This window comes from Bordetella sp. BOR01 (assembly GCF_019218885.1).
GTDB lineage: Bacteria > Pseudomonadota > Gammaproteobacteria > Burkholderiales > Burkholderiaceae_B > Bordetella_A.
The window spans coordinates 1,319,174-1,337,924 of sequence record NZ_JAHUWT010000002.1 but is presented as its reverse complement, the minus strand read 5'-3'; the positions used below and the strand labels follow the sequence as shown (position 1 = coordinate 1,337,924).

General features: G+C 65.0%; 19 protein-coding genes and 3 tRNA genes. 19 read left to right on the top strand and 3 right to left on the bottom strand.

Annotation, left to right across the window (positions count from 1 at the left end):
- The first annotated feature begins 32 nt into the window (after positions 1 to 32).
- From secF to KW845_RS14075, 5 genes are all read left to right on the top strand, one after another.
- Positions 33 to 965 carry a protein translocase subunit SecF gene (secF, locus tag KW845_RS14095; protein WP_218369835.1) on the top strand — a complete coding sequence of 311 codons (933 nt, stop codon included), beginning with the start codon at positions 33 to 35 and terminating at the stop codon, positions 963 to 965.
- A gap of 161 nt (positions 966 to 1,126) precedes the next feature.
- Positions 1,127 to 1,843 (top strand): GntR family transcriptional regulator, encoded by a 717-nt coding sequence (locus KW845_RS14090; protein ID WP_218369834.1) that lies wholly within the window; start codon positions 1,127 to 1,129, stop codon positions 1,841 to 1,843.
- A gap of 128 nt (positions 1,844 to 1,971) precedes the next feature.
- Positions 1,972 to 2,865 carry a TauD/TfdA family dioxygenase gene (locus KW845_RS14085; RefSeq protein WP_218369833.1) on the top strand — a complete coding sequence of 298 codons (894 nt, stop codon included), beginning with the start codon at positions 1,972 to 1,974 and terminating at the stop codon, positions 2,863 to 2,865.
- 59 nt (positions 2,866 to 2,924) lie between these two features.
- Positions 2,925 to 3,911 (top strand): tripartite tricarboxylate transporter substrate binding protein, encoded by a 987-nt coding sequence (locus tag KW845_RS14080; protein WP_218369832.1) that lies wholly within the window; start codon positions 2,925 to 2,927, stop codon positions 3,909 to 3,911.
- Positions 3,912 to 3,980: 69 nt separating this feature from the next.
- Positions 3,981 to 4,841 (top strand): fumarylacetoacetate hydrolase family protein, encoded by an 861-nt coding sequence (locus tag KW845_RS14075; protein WP_218369831.1) that lies wholly within the window; start codon positions 3,981 to 3,983, stop codon positions 4,839 to 4,841.
- A 60-nt stretch (positions 4,842 to 4,901) separates the two neighbouring features.
- On the opposite strand, the gene KW845_RS14070 is transcribed toward KW845_RS14075, so the two are convergent.
- Positions 4,902 to 5,801 (bottom strand): LysR family transcriptional regulator, encoded by a 900-nt coding sequence (locus KW845_RS14070; RefSeq protein WP_218369830.1) that lies wholly within the window; start codon positions 5,799 to 5,801, stop codon positions 4,902 to 4,904.
- A gap of 116 nt (positions 5,802 to 5,917) precedes the next feature.
- Between KW845_RS14070 and KW845_RS14065 the strand changes: the two genes are divergently transcribed.
- The 5 genes from KW845_RS14065 (at position 5,918) to KW845_RS14045 (ending at position 10,588) form a co-directional block, all read left to right on the top strand.
- Positions 5,918 to 6,922: a tripartite tricarboxylate transporter substrate binding protein gene (locus KW845_RS14065; protein WP_218369829.1), complete on the top strand. Its 1,005-nt coding sequence runs from the start codon at positions 5,918 to 5,920 to the stop codon at positions 6,920 to 6,922.
- 36 nt (positions 6,923 to 6,958) lie between these two features.
- Entirely contained in the window at positions 6,959 to 8,005 is a 1,047-nt protein-coding gene (locus KW845_RS14060) for an Ldh family oxidoreductase (RefSeq protein WP_218369828.1), read from the top strand.
- A gap of 79 nt (positions 8,006 to 8,084) precedes the next feature.
- Complete coding sequence (locus KW845_RS14055; protein ID WP_218369827.1) at positions 8,085 to 9,056, top strand: tripartite tricarboxylate transporter substrate binding protein; 972 nt, start codon at positions 8,085 to 8,087, stop codon at positions 9,054 to 9,056.
- 4 nt (positions 9,057 to 9,060) lie between these two features.
- Complete coding sequence (locus KW845_RS14050; RefSeq protein ID WP_218369826.1) at positions 9,061 to 9,831, top strand: MBL fold metallo-hydrolase; 771 nt, start codon at positions 9,061 to 9,063, stop codon at positions 9,829 to 9,831.
- Positions 9,832 to 9,847: 16 nt separating this feature from the next.
- The gene (locus KW845_RS14045; RefSeq protein WP_218369825.1) at positions 9,848 to 10,588 is read left to right on the top strand and encodes an ABC transporter substrate-binding protein; all 741 of its coding nucleotides are present in this window, start codon (positions 9,848 to 9,850) and stop codon (positions 10,586 to 10,588) included.
- A 57-nt stretch (positions 10,589 to 10,645) separates the two neighbouring features.
- On the opposite strand, the gene KW845_RS14040 is transcribed toward KW845_RS14045, so the two are convergent.
- Positions 10,646 to 11,335 (bottom strand): phosphatase PAP2 family protein, encoded by a 690-nt coding sequence (locus tag KW845_RS14040; RefSeq protein ID WP_255592599.1) that lies wholly within the window; start codon positions 11,333 to 11,335, stop codon positions 10,646 to 10,648.
- Between the two features lie 231 nt (positions 11,336 to 11,566).
- Here KW845_RS14040 and miaB point away from each other — a divergent pair, with 231 nt between their 5' ends.
- The 9 genes from miaB to KW845_RS13995 all read left to right on the top strand — a co-directional run bounded on the left by miaB (position 11,567) and on the right by KW845_RS13995 (position 18,202).
- Positions 11,567 to 12,991: a tRNA (N6-isopentenyl adenosine(37)-C2)-methylthiotransferase MiaB gene (miaB, locus tag KW845_RS14035; protein WP_218369823.1), complete on the top strand. Its 1,425-nt coding sequence runs from the start codon at positions 11,567 to 11,569 to the stop codon at positions 12,989 to 12,991.
- Positions 12,988 to 14,019, top strand: coding sequence for a PhoH family protein (locus tag KW845_RS14030; RefSeq protein WP_218369822.1), 1,032 nt, complete (start codon positions 12,988 to 12,990; stop codon positions 14,017 to 14,019). The genes miaB and KW845_RS14030 overlap by 4 nt, the downstream gene beginning before the upstream one ends.
- On the top strand, positions 14,009 to 14,476 hold the full coding sequence (gene ybeY, locus KW845_RS14025) for an rRNA maturation RNase YbeY (RefSeq protein WP_218369821.1): 468 nt from the start codon (positions 14,009 to 14,011) through the stop codon (positions 14,474 to 14,476). The genes KW845_RS14030 and ybeY overlap by 11 nt, the downstream gene beginning before the upstream one ends.
- 93 nt (positions 14,477 to 14,569) lie before the next feature.
- Positions 14,570 to 15,469, top strand: a complete 900-nt coding sequence (locus KW845_RS14020; protein ID WP_218369820.1) for an HlyC/CorC family transporter — start codon at positions 14,570 to 14,572, stop codon at positions 15,467 to 15,469.
- A complete protein-coding gene (gene lnt / locus KW845_RS14015) occupies positions 15,466 to 17,106 on the top strand; it encodes an apolipoprotein N-acyltransferase (protein WP_218369819.1) in 1,641 nt (546 codons plus the stop codon). The genes KW845_RS14020 and lnt overlap by 4 nt, the downstream gene beginning before the upstream one ends.
- A 147-nt stretch (positions 17,107 to 17,253) precedes the next feature.
- Positions 17,254 to 17,329, top strand: a tRNA-Ala gene (locus KW845_RS14010).
- 44 nt (positions 17,330 to 17,373) lie between these two features.
- Positions 17,374 to 17,449, top strand: a tRNA-Glu gene (locus KW845_RS14005).
- 28 nt (positions 17,450 to 17,477) lie between these two features.
- A tRNA-Asp gene (locus KW845_RS14000) sits at positions 17,478 to 17,554 on the top strand.
- Positions 17,555 to 17,893: 339 nt separating this feature from the next.
- On the top strand, positions 17,894 to 18,202 hold the full coding sequence (locus tag KW845_RS13995) for a hypothetical protein (RefSeq protein ID WP_218369818.1): 309 nt from the start codon (positions 17,894 to 17,896) through the stop codon (positions 18,200 to 18,202).
- Between the two features lie 112 nt (positions 18,203 to 18,314).
- Here KW845_RS13995 and KW845_RS13990 read toward each other — a convergent pair whose 3' ends face one another.
- The gene (locus KW845_RS13990) at positions 18,315 to 18,731 is read right to left on the bottom strand and encodes a hypothetical protein (RefSeq protein ID WP_218369817.1); all 417 of its coding nucleotides are present in this window, start codon (positions 18,729 to 18,731) and stop codon (positions 18,315 to 18,317) included.
- Positions 18,732 to 18,751: the final 20 nt, after the last annotated feature.

Below are 18,751 nucleotides of genomic sequence, written 5' to 3'. Positions count from 1 at the left end.
CCGCCCGGCATCGATAAGAAGCAAGGCGAAACATGGAATTTTTCCGCATCCATCGCACCATCCCGTTCATGCGCCATGCGCTGGTGCTGAACATCATCAGCCTGGTCACGTTCGTGCTGGCGGTGTTCTTCATCATCACGCGCGGCTTTCACCTGTCGATCGAATTCACAGGTGGCACGGTCATGGAAGTCAACTACGCCCAGACCGCGCAACTGGAAAGCGTGCGCGGCGCGGTAACCAAGCTGGGCTATTCCGACTTCCAGGTGCAGAATTTCGGCACCTCGCACGACGTCATGATCCGGCTGCCGCTGACCGAAGGCCAGACCTCGGCCGCGCAAAGCGAAACCGTCATGGAAGCGCTGAAAGAGGCCGACCCGTCGGTGCAGTTGCGCCGCGTCGAATTCGTCGGCCCGCAGATTGGCCAGGAACTGCTGCACAACGGCCTGATGGCGCTGCTGTTCGTGGTGATCGGCATCATGGTCTACCTGGGCGTGCGCTTCGAATGGAAGTTCGCGGTGGCGGGCGTCATCGCCAACCTGCACGACGTGGTCATCATCCTGGGCTTCTTCGCGTTCTTCCAGTGGGAATTCTCGCTGTCGGTGCTGGCGGGGGTGCTGGCGGTGCTGGGCTACTCGGTGAACGAGTCCGTGGTCATCATGGACCGGATCCGCGAGAACTTCCGCAAGTACCGCAAGGCCAGCGTCCAAGAGGTCATCAACAGCGCCATCACGCAGACCATCTCGCGCACCATCATCACCCACGGCTCGACCCAGATGATGGTGCTGGCCATGCTGTTCTTCGGCGGCCCGTCGCTGCACTACTTCGCGCTGGCGCTCACCATCGGCATCTGGTTCGGCATCTACTCGTCGGTATTCGTGGCCGCCGCCCTGGCCATGTGGATGGGGGTCAAGCGCGAGGACCTCGTCAAGCCGGTCAAGAAAGAAGGCGATCCGGAAATCGTTTGAAGAGTCGGGCCCTCCGGACGTCGAGGCGGAGCGGCCCGGAAGCGGCGGGTGCGCCTCGATTCGCTGCAGCCAAGGCCGCTATCGGAAACCGCCCTCGGCAAGCGGGCCGAGGATGACTGGATGTCCTGGTGTAACATCCGCCCATCCCTCCAGCCTTGGCCATGGGCGCCTCCCCCGCATTCTGGTTTCGCTTTCCCTTTATGCAACTCGGCTCACTTCCTCAATTCGCCACGCTGCCTGAGCAAATTGCCAAAGCGATTGCGGACGGGATCATGAAAAATGAAATCGAGCCCGGTGCCAATCTGCGTGAAATCCCCCTGGCCGAACTCTTCGGCGTAAGCCGCAGCAGCGTCCGCGAAGCCCTGCGCATTCTCGAGCGGGATGGAGTCGTGTCAATACGTCCCCGCCACGGCGCCAAAGTGACGGAACTCAGCGCTGAAGAAATGGCAGAGATCTATCAAATCCGCGCCGCGTTGCTGGGCGTCGCATTCGAGTTGTTCGCCGCTCAGGCGGTTGAAGAAAACTTGAAATTTCTAAAAGAGACGCTCGCCAGGATAAAAACCATCGCGGCAACTGATGAGCAGTCCGCCGCCCTGCTCCATGCCGAACTGTCGGCAAGCATGGCCACCTATATCTGCGCGCGCGGCGGAAACAAGAAGTTGGCGGTGCTCTTGAACCAGATGTCGCTGCAGATAGCGCGCTACACCAAGTTTGGCTTGTCGTCTGCGTCTCGCCGGAAGCAGTCGATTAAAAACTGGGAAACAGCGCTGGACGCGTTCGCGCGGCAACATGGCGCCGACTCAAACCGGGCAGGCAGCCAAATGGTGAGGGATAATCTCACCTATGCCCAAAGCGTACTGAAATCCACTCGACCATAATTGTCGACAACCTTTCCGTAGGCCTGTCAGCGCAGTGTCTTCGGCACAATTCAACCATTGTCATACGGCTCTTTTCTCTATACACTTAATTGTCGACAATCAGACATAAAACAAAAATGGAGAGCGCAATGGTTTCGAACGAAGACGTATATCGCTACGAAGCAAGCGGGATCACCGTCAAGAAGCTCGCCGACCACGTGGGCGCGGAAGTCGATGGCGTCGATCTTTCCATCCCCGTCAGCGCAGAGGTAGCCAGAGACATCAAAGACGCGTGGGAACGGCATGGGGTGGTGGTCTTTCGCAATCAAGACCTGCCCCCAACCGCCCACCGGGACTTCAGCGCCCATTTCGGCCCCCTGGTAGGACACGTGCTTAGCCGATTCAATATGGCCGATTGCCCCGAGGTCACGATCATTTCCAACGTGGTCGATGAAAAAGGGGAAAAGATCGGAGCGGATCGCGCCGGCATGCTGTGGCATTCGGACATGTCTTTCGTCAAGCGTCCCAGCATGGGATCGCTGCTTTATTGCGTCGAGTGCCCCCCGGTGGGCGCAGACACACAATTTGCCAGCATGCATGCCGCCTATGACGCGCTGCCGCCCGAAGAGCAGCAGCGCCTGGCCACCCGGCAGGGCGTGCATGATTACGCTTGGCATTACCGGACTTACCTGGCGCACCGCGCCCAGCTGACGGCCGAGGAAGAAGCCAGGACGCCGCCTGTCACGCACCCCGTCATCCGCACGCATCCCGGCACGGGCAGGCAGGCGCTATACGTGGGCGAAGGGCTGACCCGCACGATAGCCGGCATGGACGAGGACGCAGGCCGCAAGCTGGTGGTGGAGCTCAGCGACTTTGCCACGCAGCCGCAATTCGTCTATTCCCATAAATGGCGGCCGGGCGACCTCGTTTTCTGGGACAACCGCTCGACCATGCATCGCGCGACGGAATTCGACGACCGTTACCGGCGGCTCATGCGCCGCACGACGATCCTGGGTGACGAGCCCTTTTACCGCGCAGCCTGAAGCAGCCGCCGCCATAGGCCGGCGCAACCGGCTCGGGCACTATAAAAATGGAGACACGCATGAAGCGCAGAAACTTCGTCGCCGTCCTGGCTGCAATGGCGGCAACAGGCATTGTCGGGCCGGCGCGCGCTCAACCGGCGCGCTGGCCCGACAAGCCGGTAAAAATGATTGTGCCGTTCCCCGCAGGAGGCGCAACCGACATAATCGCCCGCATACTCGCCGAAAAACTGACGCAGGAATTCGGCCAGACCTTCGTGGTGGAGAACCGGGCGGGCGCCTCGGGCCTGATTGGACAGGCCGCTGCGGCACGCGCGGTGCCGGACGGCTATACGGTGCTGCTGACGGGCAATGGGCCTCATGCCATCAACCCAAGCCTGTTCGAGCCCATGCCCTACGATCCGTTGCAGGATTTCGCGCAGATTTCGTTGACGTCGGTATTGCCCTTGATTCTGAACGTCCATCCTTCGGTGCCGGCCAAGACCTTGCCTGAATTTGTCGAATGGATCAAGGAAAATCCCGGCAAATTCAACTATGCCTCGCCAGGTATCGGGTCTCCTCCAAACTTGACGATGGAGCTTTTCAAGAGCCAGAACGGACTCGATATCGTGCACGTACCCTACAAAGGCAGCAGTGCCGCGATTACCGACTTGATCGGCGGACAGGTATCAGTGATGTTCGACAACGCGTTGGCGTCGTTCCAGCATATCAAGAGCGGAAAAATCCGGGCAATCGGCGTCGGCGCCGGCCAACGCCTTGCTTCGCTGCCTCAGGTTCCCACCTTCAAGGAAGCGGGCTATCCGGACTTCGAGGCCTATACGTGGACTGCCCTGGTAGCCCCTGCCGGCGTGCCTGCGGAAGTGGTCGACCGGTTGGCCGACGCAACCGCCAAGGTGCTCACGGCGCCGGACGTACAGGCAAGCCTTTCCGCGCAAGGCGCGATCGCCGCCAGTTCGACACCGGCGGAACTGGAAGAGCGAACGCGCACGGAAATCGCCCGGTGGTCGAAGGTCATCGAGCTTGCCCACATCGCCCGTATCAAGCTTTAGCGCACCGGCGTTCTCTGCCTTTATCGCCGGCGCCTACGCTCACGCCATCTACTGCAAGACCAGGAAAACATGAAATTACTACGCTACGGCTGCAAGGGTTCCGAAAAACCGGGCGTGCTCGATTCCACCGGCACCATCCGCGACTTGAGCGGCGTGATGCCGGATTTGACCGCCTGCCGGCTTGGACCCGAATCGCTGCAAGCCCTGCGCGCGCTCGATCCGGCGGCACTGCCCGCCATACGTGAAGACGTACGCCTGGGCAAACCCTATGCGGGCATGGGAAAGTTCATCTGTGTCGGGCTGAACTATAGCGACCACGCGGAAGAATCGGGCCAGCCCGTCCCGAAAGAACCGATCATCTTCGCCAAATGGAACAGTTGCGCCCAAGGCCCCAATGATCCCATCGTTCTACCGCGTGATTCGCGCAAAACGGATTGGGAAGTGGAGCTCGGCGTGGTAATCGGGAAAAAAGCCAGGTATATCGAACCCAGCGAAGCGCCTGGCCACATTGCCGGGTATTGCGTTGTCAACGACGTCTCGGAACGCGAGTACCAGCTCGAACGGGGCGGACAATGGGATCGGGGCAAGGGGTGCGACACTTTCGGGCCGATCGGGCCTTGGCTGGTCAGCGCCGACGAAGTGCCGGATCCGCAATCGCTCGGCCTCTGGCTGGAAGTGAACGGCAAGCGCTATCAGGCCGGCAGCACCAAGAAAATGGTGTTTGATGTGAATTTCCTGGTCAGCTACATCAGCCGCTTCACCACGCTGGAGCCTGGCGACCTGATCTCCACCGGAACCCCGCCAGGCGTTGGAATGGGCCAGAAGCCTTGTGTTTATCTGCGCGACGGCGACGTCGTTGCGCTTGGCATTGACGGGCTGGGAGAACAACGGCAAACCGTCTATGCCTGGAACGCCTCGTTGCTGGACTAAGGGCCCATCCACTCTCAAAGAGCCACGCACGGCCGCGACGCATGACAGGCCCTGGGCCGGTCAAGCCTGCGTTTCCCTGCGCATGGCTACCACCATGTCGTAAAGCAAGCGCGCCACCGGACTCAACTCGCGTCCGCGCCGATGGATCAGCCCGATCTTGCGGCTGACTACCGGGTCGGTCAGCGCCACGCTGGCCAGGGCGGTGTGCCCGACCGGCGGCATCGCCAATTGCGGCACGACACCAACCCCCAGGCCGGCCTCGACCATGCTGACCAGGGCTGGCACGTGCTGCACTTCGCAGAACCAGCGTGGCCGGTCGGGGCTGTGGGCCAGGGCCTGGTCGATCAGAAAGCGGTTGCCGCTGCCCTGCGCCAGGCTGATGTACTCGCAGTCCGCCAGATCGCGCCAGGCCAGCTTGCGCCGCTGCGCCAAGGGGTGGTCGGTGCGCAGCGCCACCACGAACGGTTCTTCCAGCAGGGGCTGGAATTCGATGTCGGCGTCCTGCGTGCCGATGTAGGTCAGGCCGAAATCGGCATCGCCACCCGCCACGGCTGTCAGCGCCACCGACGAAGACTCATCGATCAGGCGGATGCGGATGCGCGGGTACTGCCGGTGATATTCGCGAATGACCGCCGGCAGGAAATACGCCACGGCCGACGGCACGCATGCGACGGTTACCTGCCCCGACATGCGTTCGGCCACGTCCTGGATGCCGACCAGCGCGCTTTCCAGTTCATTGAGCACATTGCGCGCGCGGGGCACGAAACCGCGGCCTATGGTGGTGAGCTCGACCTTGCGCGTGGTGCGCGTAAACAGTTGCACTCCCAGCGCCTGCTCCAGTTTGTCGGCACGCCGCGACAGGGCCGACTGCGACAGGTGCAGCACCTCTGAGGCGGCGCGAAAACTGCCCAGGTCGGCAACCGCCAGGAAGGCGCGCAAATCGGCCAGGTCGAATTTCATGCGTTTTCGTCAAAAATCCATCGAATATTTGCACTTTACTGGATATTCGAGCTTGCGCATCATCACGCCTCATCGAGCCCGCACGTTGCAGGGCCCAGAACAGAGGTAGACAAGCCATGAACCCGATCCACCGATTTCTGTGCTGGCGCGCCGCACCGGCCCTGGCCTTGGCCAGCCTGGCCGTGCTGGCCGGCAGCCCGGCCGCGGCCGCCGCGGACGAATGGTCGCCGCAGCGCCCGGTGCGCCTGCTGGTGCCCTATGGGCCGGGCGGCAGTTCGGATGTGATCGCCCGCGCCATGGCGGCCGAGATGTCGCGCACCCTGGGCCAGCAAGTCATCGTCGAGAACAAGGGCGGCGGCCAGGGTGTCATCGCCACCATGGAAGCGGCGCGCGCCGAGCCGGACGGCTACACCCTGTTGCTGGGCCACGTGGGCACGCTGGCGGTCAACCCTGCCATGATGCCCAACCTGCCCTACGACCCCCAGCGCGATTTCGCCCCCATCGCCCTGCTGGCCAAAGTGCCCATGATCTTCGCCGTGGGCAAGAATGTGCCCGCCACCGACCTGGCCTCGTTCGTGGCGCTGGCCAAATCCAAGCCCGGCGTCCTGAACTATGGCTCGGCCGGCAATGGCAGCGCCGGCCACCTGGCATTCGAAATGCTGAAGACGGCCACCGGCATCGATGTCATGCATGTGCCCTACAAAGGCACGGGCGCGCAGACCACCGACCTGCTGGCCGGCAACATCGACGCCGCGTCGGCCGGCACCCCCGGCCTGTTGCCGCACGCGCAAGCCGGCAAGGTACGCATCATCGCCGTCGGTTCGGCGCGGCGCCTGCCGGTGCTGCCCGACGTGCCGACCGTGGCCGAGCAAGGCTACCCCGGCTTCGAAAGCTCGCAATGGTTCGGCCTGCTGGCCCCGGCCGGCACGCCCGCGCCCGTCATCGCGCGGTTTCAGAAAGACGCCCTGGCGGCCCTGCAATCGCAATCGGTCAGCGAACGCCTGGCGCATGACTCCAGCGAACCCGTCGGACTCGGGCCGCAAGCATTCGCCGACTTCATCCAGGCCGAAGGCCAGCGCTGGGGCGAGGTCGTGCGCCGCGCCAAGCTGCGCACCGAATAGCGCCCGCCATTTCCCTCGACAGGACATCGATTCCGCATGAACGCATCCCTGACTTCCCCGCCCGTTTTTTCCGAAGCCGAACTGCTGGACCTGGGCACGCGGGCCTTCACCGGCCTGGGCTTGCCGCCTGACGACGCCGCCGACGTGGCGCGCGTGCTGGTGCAGGCGGACCTGTTCGGACTCAGCACCCATGGCCTGAGCCGCGTCGAGTCTTATGGCGAACGCCTGCTGGTGGGCGGCATCCAGGCCAGGGCCCGCGTCACCGTGCAAAGCCCGGCGCCGGCGCTGCGCCTGGTCGATGGCGACAACGGGGTGGGGCCGCTGGTCGGCATGCACGCCTTGCGTGCCGCCATGGAGGCGGCCAAGGCTTGCGGCGTGGGCGTGGCGTTTGCCCGGCAAAGCAACCACTTCGGCCCCATCTCGCCATACAGCTTGATCGCGGCCCAAGCAGGTTTTGCAAGCATCATCGGCAGCAACGCCACCACCACCATTGCACCCTGGGGCGGCAGCGACGCGCGGCTGGGCAACAGCCCGCTGGGCTTCGGCGTACCCAACCCCGACGGCGCGCCGTTTCTGCTGGACATGGCCATGAGCGTGGTGGCGCGCGCCAAGATCCGCAACGCGCTCAAGCGCGGCAGCGCCATTCCCGACACCTGGGCCACCGGCCGCGACGGGCGGCCCACCACCGACGCGGCCGCCGCGCTCGACGGTTTCCTGCTGCCCATCGGCGGACACAAGGGATATGGCCTGGCGTTGATGGTGGACCTGTTCGCCGGCCTGCTCTCGAATGCCGCCTACCTGACCCACGTGAAATCGTGGGTGGATGCTCCTGACGAGCCGCAGAACCTGGGGCATTTTTTCATTTTGATCGACACCGCGCGGCTGGGGTCGGCGGCATGGCTGGCCGAGCGCATGTCCGACTTCGCGGCCATCCTGCATGCCAGCCCGGCCACCGATGCCGACCGGCCGGTCATCGTGCCGGGAGAAATCGAGCTGGCCAACATGGCGCGCCAGCGGCGCGACGGCATCGCGGTCGATCCGGCCGTGCTGGCGCTGCTGCAGCGCCATGCAGGCCAGGCGTGACGATGGCGGCTTGAAAAAAACCTCTGCCCCAGAAGCGCCATCCGAAAAGCGCCGCCCCACGACAACAGGAGACAACGTCATGAAACGCATCTACACCCTGGCCCTTGCCTGCCTGCTGGCCACGGGCTGCCTGTCCGCCCAGGCAGGCACCTATCCCGACCGGCCGATCCGCATGGTGGTGCCCTATGTGGCCGGCGGCGCCGCCGACATCACGGCGCGCGTCATCGCGCAGAAGATGTCGGCGGGCATGGGCGTGCCGGTTGTCGTGGAAAACAAGCCCGGCGCCAACGGCATGATAGGCACCGACCTGGTGGCCAAGGCCGCGCCCGACGGCTATACCCTGTTGCTGGACGCCAGCGGTCCGCTGGTGGTCAACCCGTCGCTGTACAAGTCGGTGCCCTACGATCCCCTGGCCGACCTGGCACCCATCAGCCAGATCGCCAGCTACCAATACGCCCTGGTCGTGCCGAGCGCATCGCCCATCCACAGCATGGACGACCTGGTCGCCATGGCACGCGCCAAGCCCGGCGAGCTGACCTACGGATCGGCCGGCATCGGCGCCGGCGGCCACCTGGCGGGTGAGCTGCTGGCCATGATGACAAGCACCCAACTGACGCACGTGCCCTACAAGGGCAACGCCCAGGCACTGGCAGACATCCTGGGCGGGCAGTTGTCGTTCACCTTCGACACCATCGTCACGGCCACGCCGCACATCGCGGCCGGCAGGCTGCGCGCCTACGCCGTATCGGGCCCGCATCGCAGCAACGCGCTGCCAGACGTACCCACGCTGGCCGAACTGGGCTACAAGGGGTTCGACGTCACGCAGTTCCAGGGCTTGCTGGCCCCGGCCGGCACGCCCGCGGACATCATCGCGCGCCTGCACCAGGAAGTGGTCAAGGCCGCGCGCCAGCCCGACGTGGTGCGTAAACTGGCCGACGAGGGCGGCAACGAAATCGTGGCCGGCACCCCCGCAGCCTTTGCCGCCTTGCTGCGCAGCGACCTGCAGCGCTACCGCCAACTGCTGCGGCAAGCCAACGTGCATCCGGAGTAAACCCATGCTGAAGCTCGACGTACTGATACAAGGCTATCCGGGCCGCGCCATCTGCCATGGCGGCCTGGGCTGGAGCACCACCACCCTGCTGCGTGGCGACGGCGCCCACATCCTGGTCGATGTCGGGGCGTTCGGCGTGCGGCACCTGCTGGGCCGCCAACTGCACGACCTGGGCGTGGCGCCGGAAGACATTACCGATGTGGTGCTGACGCATGCCCACTACGACCACGCGGTGAATTTCACTTTGTTCCCCAATGCCACGGTATGGATCGGCGATCGCGAACTGGCCTGGGCCGCAGCGCAGCCGCCGGGGTTCAACCCGCTGCCGGAACTGTACGTGCGCGAACTGGCCGCGTCGCCGCGCGTGCGGCGCCTGGCCGATGGACAGCAGTTCCTGCCGGGCTTCACCGCCATCGCCGCGCCGGGCCACACCCCCGGCCACCTGCTGTTCTACGTGACCGCCACCGAGCAGCCGGTGCTGTTCACCGGCGATGCCGCCAAGAACCGCGCCGAGCTGATGTCCCGCAGCGCCAACGACACCTACGATGCCCAGGTCAGCCGCGCCAGCCTGGACCTGATCTGGCAGTGGTGGCGCCGCGTGCCGGGTACGCTGCTGGTGCCGGGGCACGACGTGTGCATGCAGCTCGATGCCGCCGGCCAACCCGTCTATATGGCCGAACGCCGGGCAGCGCTGAACGCCTGGTTCGGCGATACTCTTGAACCTACCCTCATCGACCTGTGCTGCGCGGGCCAGACCGCCCGCTACAGCGCCTGACCCACCAGGAACAAGCATGACCATCGACCCCAAGATCATCGCAGCCTTCACGCCCACCGGCCGGCTGCGCGCCTCCATCAACCTGGGCAACCCCATCCTGGCCGGCCGCGACCCGGCCTCCGGCGAACCCGCGGGCGTATCGATCGACCTGGCCCGCGCGTTCGCCGAGCGCCTGGGCGTCGAACTGGAACTGGTCGTGTGGGACAGCGCCGGCAAATCGGTCGATGCCGTCACGGCAGAGCAGGCCGACATCGGTTTCTTCGCCATCGACCCGCTGCGCGGCGCCGGCATCTCGTTCACCGATGCCTACGTACTGATCGAAGGCGCCTACCTGGTGCGCGCAGACTCGCCCCTGCGCGAGCGCGACGCCGTCGACCGCGCAGGCATCAGCGTCATGGTCGGCAAAGGCAGTGCCTACGACCTGTACCTGACCCGCGAACTCAAGCAGGCGCAAATCCTGCGCGCACCCACCTCGCCGGCGGTGGTCGACACCTTCCTGGCCGAAAACGCCGACGTGGCGGCCGGGGTCAAGCAGCAACTGGAAGCCGACATGGGGCGTATTCCCGGGCTGCGCATGCTGCCAGGCAGCTTCATGACCATCCGCCAGGCCATGGGGGTGCCCAAGGGCCGTGGCGATGCGGCGGCGGGGGTGCTAAATGCGTTCGTGGAGGATATGAAGGCGGGCGGGTTCGTGGCGGATGCTTTGCGGCGGCACAATATTCAGGGGGCGGCTGTGGCTTCGCCTGCTGCCCGGTGATGTGTTTTTCTTCTGGCGTCTGCGCGGGTTGGCGCGAATGCCGCGGCGCCTCGGACCTTACGAGCCCCGCCTCCACCGCCAGGGCGCCCGCAACATCCAGCGGTAATGCTCGCCCAGGATGTAAGGCGCCAAATAGTGCGCCACCATGATCCCGATGAAGGCCGCGGCGGTCACATCGGACAGGAAGTGATCGCGGTTGATCACGCGGCTGACGGCCACCACGGCGGCCACCAGCAGCAGCGGCAAGCGCCAGCGCGGCGCGATCTGGCCCAGGACGGCCGCCACGGCGAAAGCGGTCAGGGTGTGGCTGGACGGGAACGAATCGTACGGATCGCCGGCAAAGGGCACGCCCAGGCCATGCCAGCCCTGTTCGAGCAAGACCTCGGGCCGCGCGCGCGACACCAGTTTCTTCAGCAGCAGCGTGATCAGGCCGCCGATGCTCATGGTGGCCAGCAGCAACATGCTGTAGCGCGCCAGGCGTTCAAAGCCGGCCCGCACCGGGCAGGTCCAGCCGCGTTGCATGCCCTGCAACGACAACACGTATACCAGCAGGCCCGCGAAAATGTAGCCTCCGCTGTCGCCCAGGTCGCCGATCTGCTCGAAGACCTCGTTGACCCCGTCGGGCATGTAGCGCTCGATGGCCTGCGTCAAGGGCAGGTCGACCCAGCGGCTCATCATCAGCAGCACCAGGGCGAAGCACGCGGTCAGCACCACGCCGCGAAACGGCCGGGGGGGAATGGCTGCCATGGCAAGCGGCGTAACGGGCAAGGGGTTGGAAGGCAGACCGCGGTGTAGTGTCATGGGGCCGTAGGAAATAAGGGACGATGTATCCCGCGCCCGCGCCAGGGCACGATCGCGCGGCTGACATCGTATACGCCAAATGCGTCCATACCAAGACTCTGTTTGCATCCACGCGTTAAAATCGGCGTTTTCCCCTCCTATTCGCCCCCGGGATCTACACCCGTCACGGCGCACGCCATGCAAGAAACCCCTATCAAGCGCGCCGGCGCCCCTGCCGCCGCGCCCGCCACCGCAGCCACCTCGGCAGCGACCCGCAAGCTGTACATCCGTACGTTCGGCTGCCAGATGAACGAGTATGACTCGGACAAAATGGTCGACGTCCTGCGCGGCGACCAAGGCCTGGAACTGACCGACAACCCTGAAGACGCCGATGTCATCCTGTTCAACACCTGTTCGGTGCGTGAGAAGGCCCAGGAAAAGGTCTTCTCCGACCTGGGCCGCGTGCAGCACCTGAAAAAGCTCAACCCCAACCTGGTCATCGGGGTGGGCGGCTGTGTGGCCAGCCAGGAAGGCGAGGCCATCGTCAAGCGCGCGCCCTACGTCGACGTGGTATTCGGCCCGCAAACGCTGCACCGCCTGCCCGAGCTCATCAGCCGGCGCCGCGCCTCGGGTGCCTCGCAGGTCGACATCAGCTTTCCCGAGATCGAGAAATTCGATGCCATGCCCCCGCCGCGCGTCGACGGCGCCACGGCGTTCGTGTCCATCATGGAAGGCTGCAGCAAGTACTGCAGCTTCTGTGTGGTGCCCTACACGCGCGGCGAAGAAGTCTCGCGCCCGTTCGACGACGTGCTGGTCGAAGTGGCCGACCTGGCCGACCAGGGCGTCAAGGAAGTGACCCTGCTGGGCCAGAACGTCAACGCCTATCGCGGCCCCCTGGGCGATACCGGCGACATCGCCGACTTCGCCACGCTGCTCGAATACGTGCACGAAATCCCGGGCATCGAGCGCATCCGGTACACCACGTCGCACCCCAAGGAAATGACCCAGCGCATGGTCGACGCCTACGCCAACCTGCCCAAGCTGGTGTCATTCCTGCACCTGCCGGTGCAGGCTGGCAGCGACCGCGTGCTGGCCGCCATGAAGCGCGGCTACACCACGCTGGAATTCAAGTCGGTGGTGCGGCGCCTGCGCGCGGCGCGCCCTGGCCTGACGCTGTCGTCCGATTTCATCGTGGGCTTTCCCGGCGAAACCGAAGAAGATTTCCAGAAAACCCTGAAGCTGATCGAAGACGTGGGCTTCGACACGTCATTCTCGTTCGTCTATTCGCGCCGCCCCGGCACGCCGGCGGCCGACCTGGCCGACGACACGCCGCAAGACCTCAAGCTGCGCCGCCTGCAGCAGTTGCAGGCCCTGATCAACCGGCAGGCCGCCGACATCGCCCAGGCCATGGTCGGCACGCGCCAGCGCCTGCTGGTCGAAGGTCCGTCGCGGCGCGACCCCAACGAACTGATGGGCCGCACCGAGAACAACCGTATCGTCAACTTTCCCGCCCCGGCGCGGCTGATCGGGCAAATGGTCGACGTGACCATCACCGAGGCCTACCCCAATTCGCTGCGCGCCCGCGTGGCGGACGTCGACGGCCCAGCACAAGGCAACGCATGACCGCATCCCGCAGCCGTTCCCGCCGTACCATGCCCACCATCATCAACCTGGAAGGCGACAACACCCACCTGGCCAACTTGTGCGGCCCGCTGGACGAAAACCTGCGCCAATTGGCCGATGGCATGGGCGTCACCCTGGCGCGGCGGGGCAACCGCGTCACGCTGGAAGGCGAACGCTCCGAACTGGCCGGCCGGGCCCTGCGGCGCTTTCACGAGCAAGCCGTGCACCGTGCCCTGTCGGTCGACGACATCCAGCTTGGCCTGGTGGAAATGGGCGTGGGCCGGATCGACGCCGCCCCCGCCGACCCGCGCGGCATCGATCCGGCCACCTTGCCGGCGGCCGAGGGCAACGGCGAAGACGGCATCGTGCTGCGCACGCGGCGCAGCGACCTGCGCCCACGCACGCCGCGCCAGCACGATTACCTGACCAACATCCTCAAGCACGACATCACCTTCGGTATCGGGCCAGCCGGTACCGGCAAGACCTGGCTGGCGGTGGCATGCGCCATCGACGCCATGGAACGCGATTCGGTGCAGCGCCTGGTGCTGACGCGCCCCGCAGTCGAGGCCGGCGAACGCCTGGGCTTCCTGCCCGGCGACCTGGCGCAGAAGGTCGACCCTTACCTGCGACCGCTGTACGACGCCCTGTACGACCTGATGGGCTTCGACAAGGTGCAGCGCCTGTTCGAGAAGCAGACCATCGAGATCGCGCCGCTGGCCTACATGCGCGGGCGTACCCTGAACCACGCTTTCGTGATCCTGGACGAAGCCCAGAACACCACGCCGGAACAAATGAAAATGTTCCTGACCCGCATCGGCTTCGGCAGCAAGGCGGTCATTACCGGCGACCCCTCGCAAGTCGACCTGCCGCGCGGCCAGCAAAGCGGCCTGGCGCATGCGGTGGGCGTGCTCGAAGACGTACAGGGCATCGCCACCACGCGCTTCACCAGCCGCGACGTGGTGCGCCACCCGCTGGTGGCCCGCATCGTCGATGCCTACGACCGGGCCGCCGCCGAAGATGAGTCCTGAGCTGTCGCTGTCGGTGCAATACGGCGTGGCCGAGCCGCGCCTGCCCCGCTGGCGGCTGCGCCGCTGGGCGCGCCGCGCGCTCGACGGCGCCGCGCGCGACGGCCTGGCCGATTGCGCGCGCGCCGAGCTCAGCCTGCGGCTGGTGGGCCAGGCCGAAGGGCGGCGCCTGAACCATTCCTATCGTGCCCGCGACTACGCCACCAACGTCCTGACCTTCGAATACGGCACCGACCCGCTGGGCACGGCGCGCGGCGATATCGTCATCTGCATGCCCGTGCTGGCGCGCGAGGCCCGCGAACAGGGCAAGGCGCTGCTCGACCACGCCGCCCACCTGACGGTGCATGGCGTGCTGCATGCGCTGGGCTACGACCACATCAAGGCGCGCGACGCGCGCCGCATGGAAGCCCTGGAAACCGCCATCCTGGCCGGCATGCGCATCGCCGATCCCTACGCCTGACCCCTCTCGCACAGGGGCCTGGAAGGCCAGCCGTAACAATTCGCAGCCGATATTCGGTTATGCTGGGCTTTCCATAACTTGTCCGCCCGGACGATGCCTGACCCTTACCCTGCCAACGACGCGACCCCTGCGCGCGCCCAGAAACCCGCCACCAAATCCCTGCTAGACCGCATCCTGGCCCTCGTACGGCGAGAACCCGAGGACCGCGAAGGCATCAAGGCCGTCCTGGACGCTGCCCACGACCGCAACCTGCTCGACGTCGAATCCTACGGCATGATCAAGGGCGCGCTGGCTATGTCCGAACGCAGCGTCGCCGACATCATGGTGCCGCGCTCGCGCATGGACCTGCTCGATGTCGCACAGCCCCTGCCCCAGCAACTGGCCTTCATCATCGAGACCGCGCACTCGCGCTTTCCGGTATACGAAGACGACCGCGACAACATCATCGGCATCCTGCTGGCCAAAGACCTGCTGCGCGGCATGCTCGAGCCCGGCATCGAACTGCGCGCGCTGATCCGCCCGGCGGTGTTCATTCCCGAAGCCAAGCGCCTGAACGTGCTGCTGCGCGACTTCCGCGCCAGCCATAACCACCTGGCTATCGTCATCGACGAGCATGGCGGCATATCCGGGCTGGTAACCATGGAAGACGTGCTGGAACAGATCGTCGGCGACATCGAAGATGAATTCGACGACGACGAAGAGCAAAGCATCTTTCCCGAAGGCGACAACCAGTGGCGCCTGATGGCCAGCACCGAGATCAGCCACTTCAACGACACCTTCGCCACCGACCTGCCCGACGATGAATACGACAGCGTGGGCGGCTGGCTGGGCGGCCAGCTGGGGCGCATCCCGCGGCGCGGCGACAGTGCCTCGCACGGCCATTTGCTGATCGAAGTGATTCGCGCCGATGCGCGCCGCGCGCTGTGGCTGCGCGCCAAGCGCACGCCTTCGCCGGCCACGCCCGATTCCGACCTGACCTCGTCCGGTTCATGAGCCGCGGCCGCACCTCGCGCTGGGCTGCCCTCGGCCTAGTGGCCGCGGGCGCGGCCCACGCCCTGACCTTCGCCCCCGGCCCCCTGCCCGCCTGGGCCCTGGCGCTGGTACAAGTCATGGCCCTGGCCTGCGTCGCGCACGCCACCCTGCAAGCGCCCAGCCTGCGTCGGGCGCTGCTGCGCGGCTGGCTGTTCAACTTCGCCAGCTACTCACTGGGCCTGTACTGGATCTTCATCAGCCTGCACCGCTATGGCGGCCTGGCCGCGCCGCTGGCCGTGGCCGGCGTGCTGGCGCTGTCGGCCTTCCTGGCACTGTTCCCGGCGGCCGCCTGCGTGCTGGCGCGCTGGTTGTGCCGGCCCCCCGCCATGGGCGACCCCGACCTGGCGCCCGCGCGCCGCCTGCTGGTGGCCGCCATGGCCTGGGCCGCGGCCTGGGCGCTGCTGGAATGGCTGCGCGCCACCGTGCTGACCGGCTTCCCGTGGCTGAACATCGGCTATGCCCACGTCGACAGCCCGCTGGCAGGCTGGGCACCCGTGCTGGGCGTGCACGGCATGGCCCTGCTGGCCGCGTTCGCGGCGGCCGCGCTGGCCGGCCTGTGGCATGCCGTGCGCATCGGCGGCCACGCCCGGCGGCCCGACGCCAGGCGCGGGCTGGCCTGCGCGCTGGCCCTGCTGCTGGCCGCCATTGGCTGGCCGCTGCGCGGCATCGCCTGGTCGCAGCCCAGCGGTGAACCCTTGCAGGTGCGGCTGGTGCAAGGCAACGTCGAACAATCGCAGAAATTCGATCCTGCCCTGATGGAACTGGGGCTGCGCAGGCACCTGGAACTGAGCACCCTGCCGGCGCCTCCGGCCGATCTGATCATCCTGCCCGAAACCGTGCTGCCGGTCTTCCAGGACCAGCTCGACCCGCGCGTCTGGGAAGCCTGGCGCACCGTCGCCGCGCGCAACCAGGCCACCATCGCCATGGGCGTGCCGCTGCGCAGTGCGGGTACCGACGGGCGCACGCGCTACACCAACAGCGTCATCGGCTTTGACGCCGCCACACCGCTGCAACAACTGCGCAGCGGCGCTACCAGCCTGCGCTACGACAAGCACCACCTGGTGCCCTGGGGCGAATACGTGCCGCCGGGCTTTCGCTGGTTCGTCGACATGCTCAGCATCCCGCTGGGCGATTTCGACCGCGGCGAACGCCGCCAGGCGCCGTTCCACGTCCGCGACCAGTACGTGGCGTTCAACATCTGCTACGAAGACCTGTTCGGCATCGAGCTGCTGCCCGCGCTGCGGCCCGGCCCCAACGGCGAACCCGGCGCCACCATCCTGGCCAACGTCAGCAACCTGGGCTGGTTCGGCGACACCTGGGCGCTGCGCCAGCACCTGCAGATCGGCCGGCTGCGCACCCTGGAGACCGCCCGCCCGATGCTGGCCGCCACCAATACCGGCATCACCGCCGCCATCGACGCCCACGGCCGCGTCGCCGCGCAGTTGCCGGCCCACCAGGCAGGCATCCTGCCGGTGTCGGTGCAAGGCATGGCGGGCCTGACGCCCTATGCGCGTTTCGGCGATACGCCAGTATTGGCACTGGTCGCACTTGCCCTGGTTGCGGCCGCGGCACTGGGCCGGCGCAGGCCGCGCCCCTAGTTTTCAAGGCGTCAGCGGCTTTTTCCGAGCCAACTTGCACGCCAAAAAAAACTCGTGCATAATCTCGTTTCTTCGCCAACGGCACTAAACAAAACCCGCAAAAAACGGCCTAAAAACCGGCAAATGCAGGCAGTGTTTCAGGGATACGGGGGTATAGCTCAGCTGGGAGAGCGCTTGCATGGCATGCAAGAGGTCAGCGGTTCGATCCCGCTTACCTCCACCAGTCGAAAGCGAAGCCGTAGTAAAAATTCAGTACAGCAAGTCCAAGTCCCCTTCGTCTAGAGGCCTAGGACATCACCCTTTCACGGTGAGTACAGGGGTTCGAATCCCCTAGGGGACGCCAGTTTTTCTGGCAAGCAGTAAGCCGCTGCGGAGCGGTAGTTCAGTTGGTTAGAATACCGGCCTGTCACGCCGGGGGTCGCGGGTTCGAGTCCCGTCCGCTCCGCCAAATAAATCAATGACTTAGCAAGTTTCTGATGTAACGGGAACTCGTTATGTTTCAAAGCCTGGAATATCGTCCGGTATTCCTCGTCAAATCCAGCCCCAATTTCCTGTCGGAAACCGTCTCATTGGGTCGCTGAAAATTCCCTCGTAGTCACCGCATCCGGCCCAAACATCCAGGCACAATGCCGCCTGTGTTCGTGGCCAGAACTGACGCATATGTGAGCGCATAACGCATTGCGCAAAGCGCCATGCATAATGGGCAATGCGCTCTGCACACATTATTCCTTGATCGGAAAGACGTAGAGCCAGCCTCGAGAGGCCGCAGAGGCGGGATTATGAAGACATGGAAGAAAACGAGCTTACTCGCATGATTTTCGCGGAGCTAGATTATCCGGGGACCTATTCCGATTTCCATCCCGAGCTGGTGGCCTTCATCGCACAACATTTTTCCCAGGTACGGTCAGGGCTTCAAGGGGATTCATGGATTTGGGTCATGGACGACGGCGAGAAGGTGACAATCGATACCTTCTCGTCAATGACGCACCAAGTCAAATCCTGCACCGCCGGGCCACACGTTCAAAAGGTTATCGACGCGCTCCAGCTCAAATACAAAGTGCATGTCTATGACAAGCCCGCACAGGATTGGGACTGAAGATATTGAGGCTGAAGAGGATAGCGAGGACGACACTACGCGGCGCGTACGTCGGCAACGCTTCAGAGCAATCACCCTCAGCGGCACAATAGCCGCCTGTCACACCGTGCAATCAACGTGCCGCGATGCGTGTCGCTTCGATTGCTGCGGCGAAAGCCTTGGCCCTGAAGCATTTGATCTTCACAATTCCGGTGTCGGTTCGGATTTCGATGACGTCGGTAATCAAGCCTCGATGAACCGCAACATTGCTGATGTTCGCCAACGATACGCTGATCTCCAGATCTTCCGGGGCAGCATGCAGCGCCTGGTTCATGCTGTTCGGGGCAAAGCTGAGCGTTGAGGTCGTCAGTACGGCTTTGCCCCCGACCCACAGCCCCCCCTGCTTGCGGCGACCGGCATCAATCTGACGAGAGATTGCCTTCGGCAACAGGCTGGAATCCCCTCGCCGACCGTTGCCGGCCAGGTCTTCCGACACTCTCGCATTGGCGAAAAATGCGTTGGCGAGGCGGTTGTCAACGATGTCGGACAAGGCGAACTCCCGTAGAAAAT

What these genes read in the sequence shown, in the direction of transcription:
- KW845_RS14060 (WP_218369828.1), top strand. Translation starts at nt 6,959, where the DNA reads ATGAACGCATCCCTGACTTCCCCGCCCGTTTTTTCCGAAGCCGAACTG.
- KW845_RS14065 (WP_218369829.1), top strand. Translation starts at nt 5,918, where the DNA reads ATGAACCCGATCCACCGATTTCTGTGCTGGCGCGCCGCACCGGCCCTG.
- KW845_RS14040 (WP_255592599.1), bottom strand. Translation starts at nt 11,335, where the DNA reads ATGGCAGCCATTCCCCCCCGGCCGTTTCGCGGCGTGGTGCTGACCGCG.
- KW845_RS14045 (WP_218369825.1), top strand. Translation starts at nt 9,848, where the DNA reads ATGACCATCGACCCCAAGATCATCGCAGCCTTCACGCCCACCGGCCGG.
- KW845_RS14080 (WP_218369832.1), top strand. Translation starts at nt 2,925, where the DNA reads ATGAAGCGCAGAAACTTCGTCGCCGTCCTGGCTGCAATGGCGGCAACA.
- KW845_RS14090 (WP_218369834.1), top strand. Translation starts at nt 1,127, where the DNA reads ATGGGCGCCTCCCCCGCATTCTGGTTTCGCTTTCCCTTTATGCAACTC.
- KW845_RS14085 (WP_218369833.1), top strand. Translation starts at nt 1,972, where the DNA reads ATGGTTTCGAACGAAGACGTATATCGCTACGAAGCAAGCGGGATCACC.
- ybeY (WP_218369821.1), top strand. Translation starts at nt 14,009, where the DNA reads ATGAGTCCTGAGCTGTCGCTGTCGGTGCAATACGGCGTGGCCGAGCCG.
- KW845_RS14050 (WP_218369826.1), top strand. Translation starts at nt 9,061, where the DNA reads ATGCTGAAGCTCGACGTACTGATACAAGGCTATCCGGGCCGCGCCATC.
- miaB (WP_218369823.1), top strand. Translation starts at nt 11,567, where the DNA reads ATGCAAGAAACCCCTATCAAGCGCGCCGGCGCCCCTGCCGCCGCGCCC.
- secF (WP_218369835.1), top strand. Translation starts at nt 33, where the DNA reads ATGGAATTTTTCCGCATCCATCGCACCATCCCGTTCATGCGCCATGCG.
- KW845_RS14075 (WP_218369831.1), top strand. Translation starts at nt 3,981, where the DNA reads ATGAAATTACTACGCTACGGCTGCAAGGGTTCCGAAAAACCGGGCGTG.
- KW845_RS14020 (WP_218369820.1), top strand. Translation starts at nt 14,570, where the DNA reads ATGCCTGACCCTTACCCTGCCAACGACGCGACCCCTGCGCGCGCCCAG.
- KW845_RS14055 (WP_218369827.1), top strand. Translation starts at nt 8,085, where the DNA reads ATGAAACGCATCTACACCCTGGCCCTTGCCTGCCTGCTGGCCACGGGC.
- KW845_RS14070 (WP_218369830.1), bottom strand. Translation starts at nt 5,801, where the DNA reads ATGAAATTCGACCTGGCCGATTTGCGCGCCTTCCTGGCGGTTGCCGAC.
- KW845_RS13995 (WP_218369818.1), top strand. Translation starts at nt 17,894, where the DNA reads ATGGAAGAAAACGAGCTTACTCGCATGATTTTCGCGGAGCTAGATTAT.
- lnt (WP_218369819.1), top strand. Translation starts at nt 15,466, where the DNA reads ATGAGCCGCGGCCGCACCTCGCGCTGGGCTGCCCTCGGCCTAGTGGCC.
- KW845_RS14030 (WP_218369822.1), top strand. Translation starts at nt 12,988, where the DNA reads ATGACCGCATCCCGCAGCCGTTCCCGCCGTACCATGCCCACCATCATC.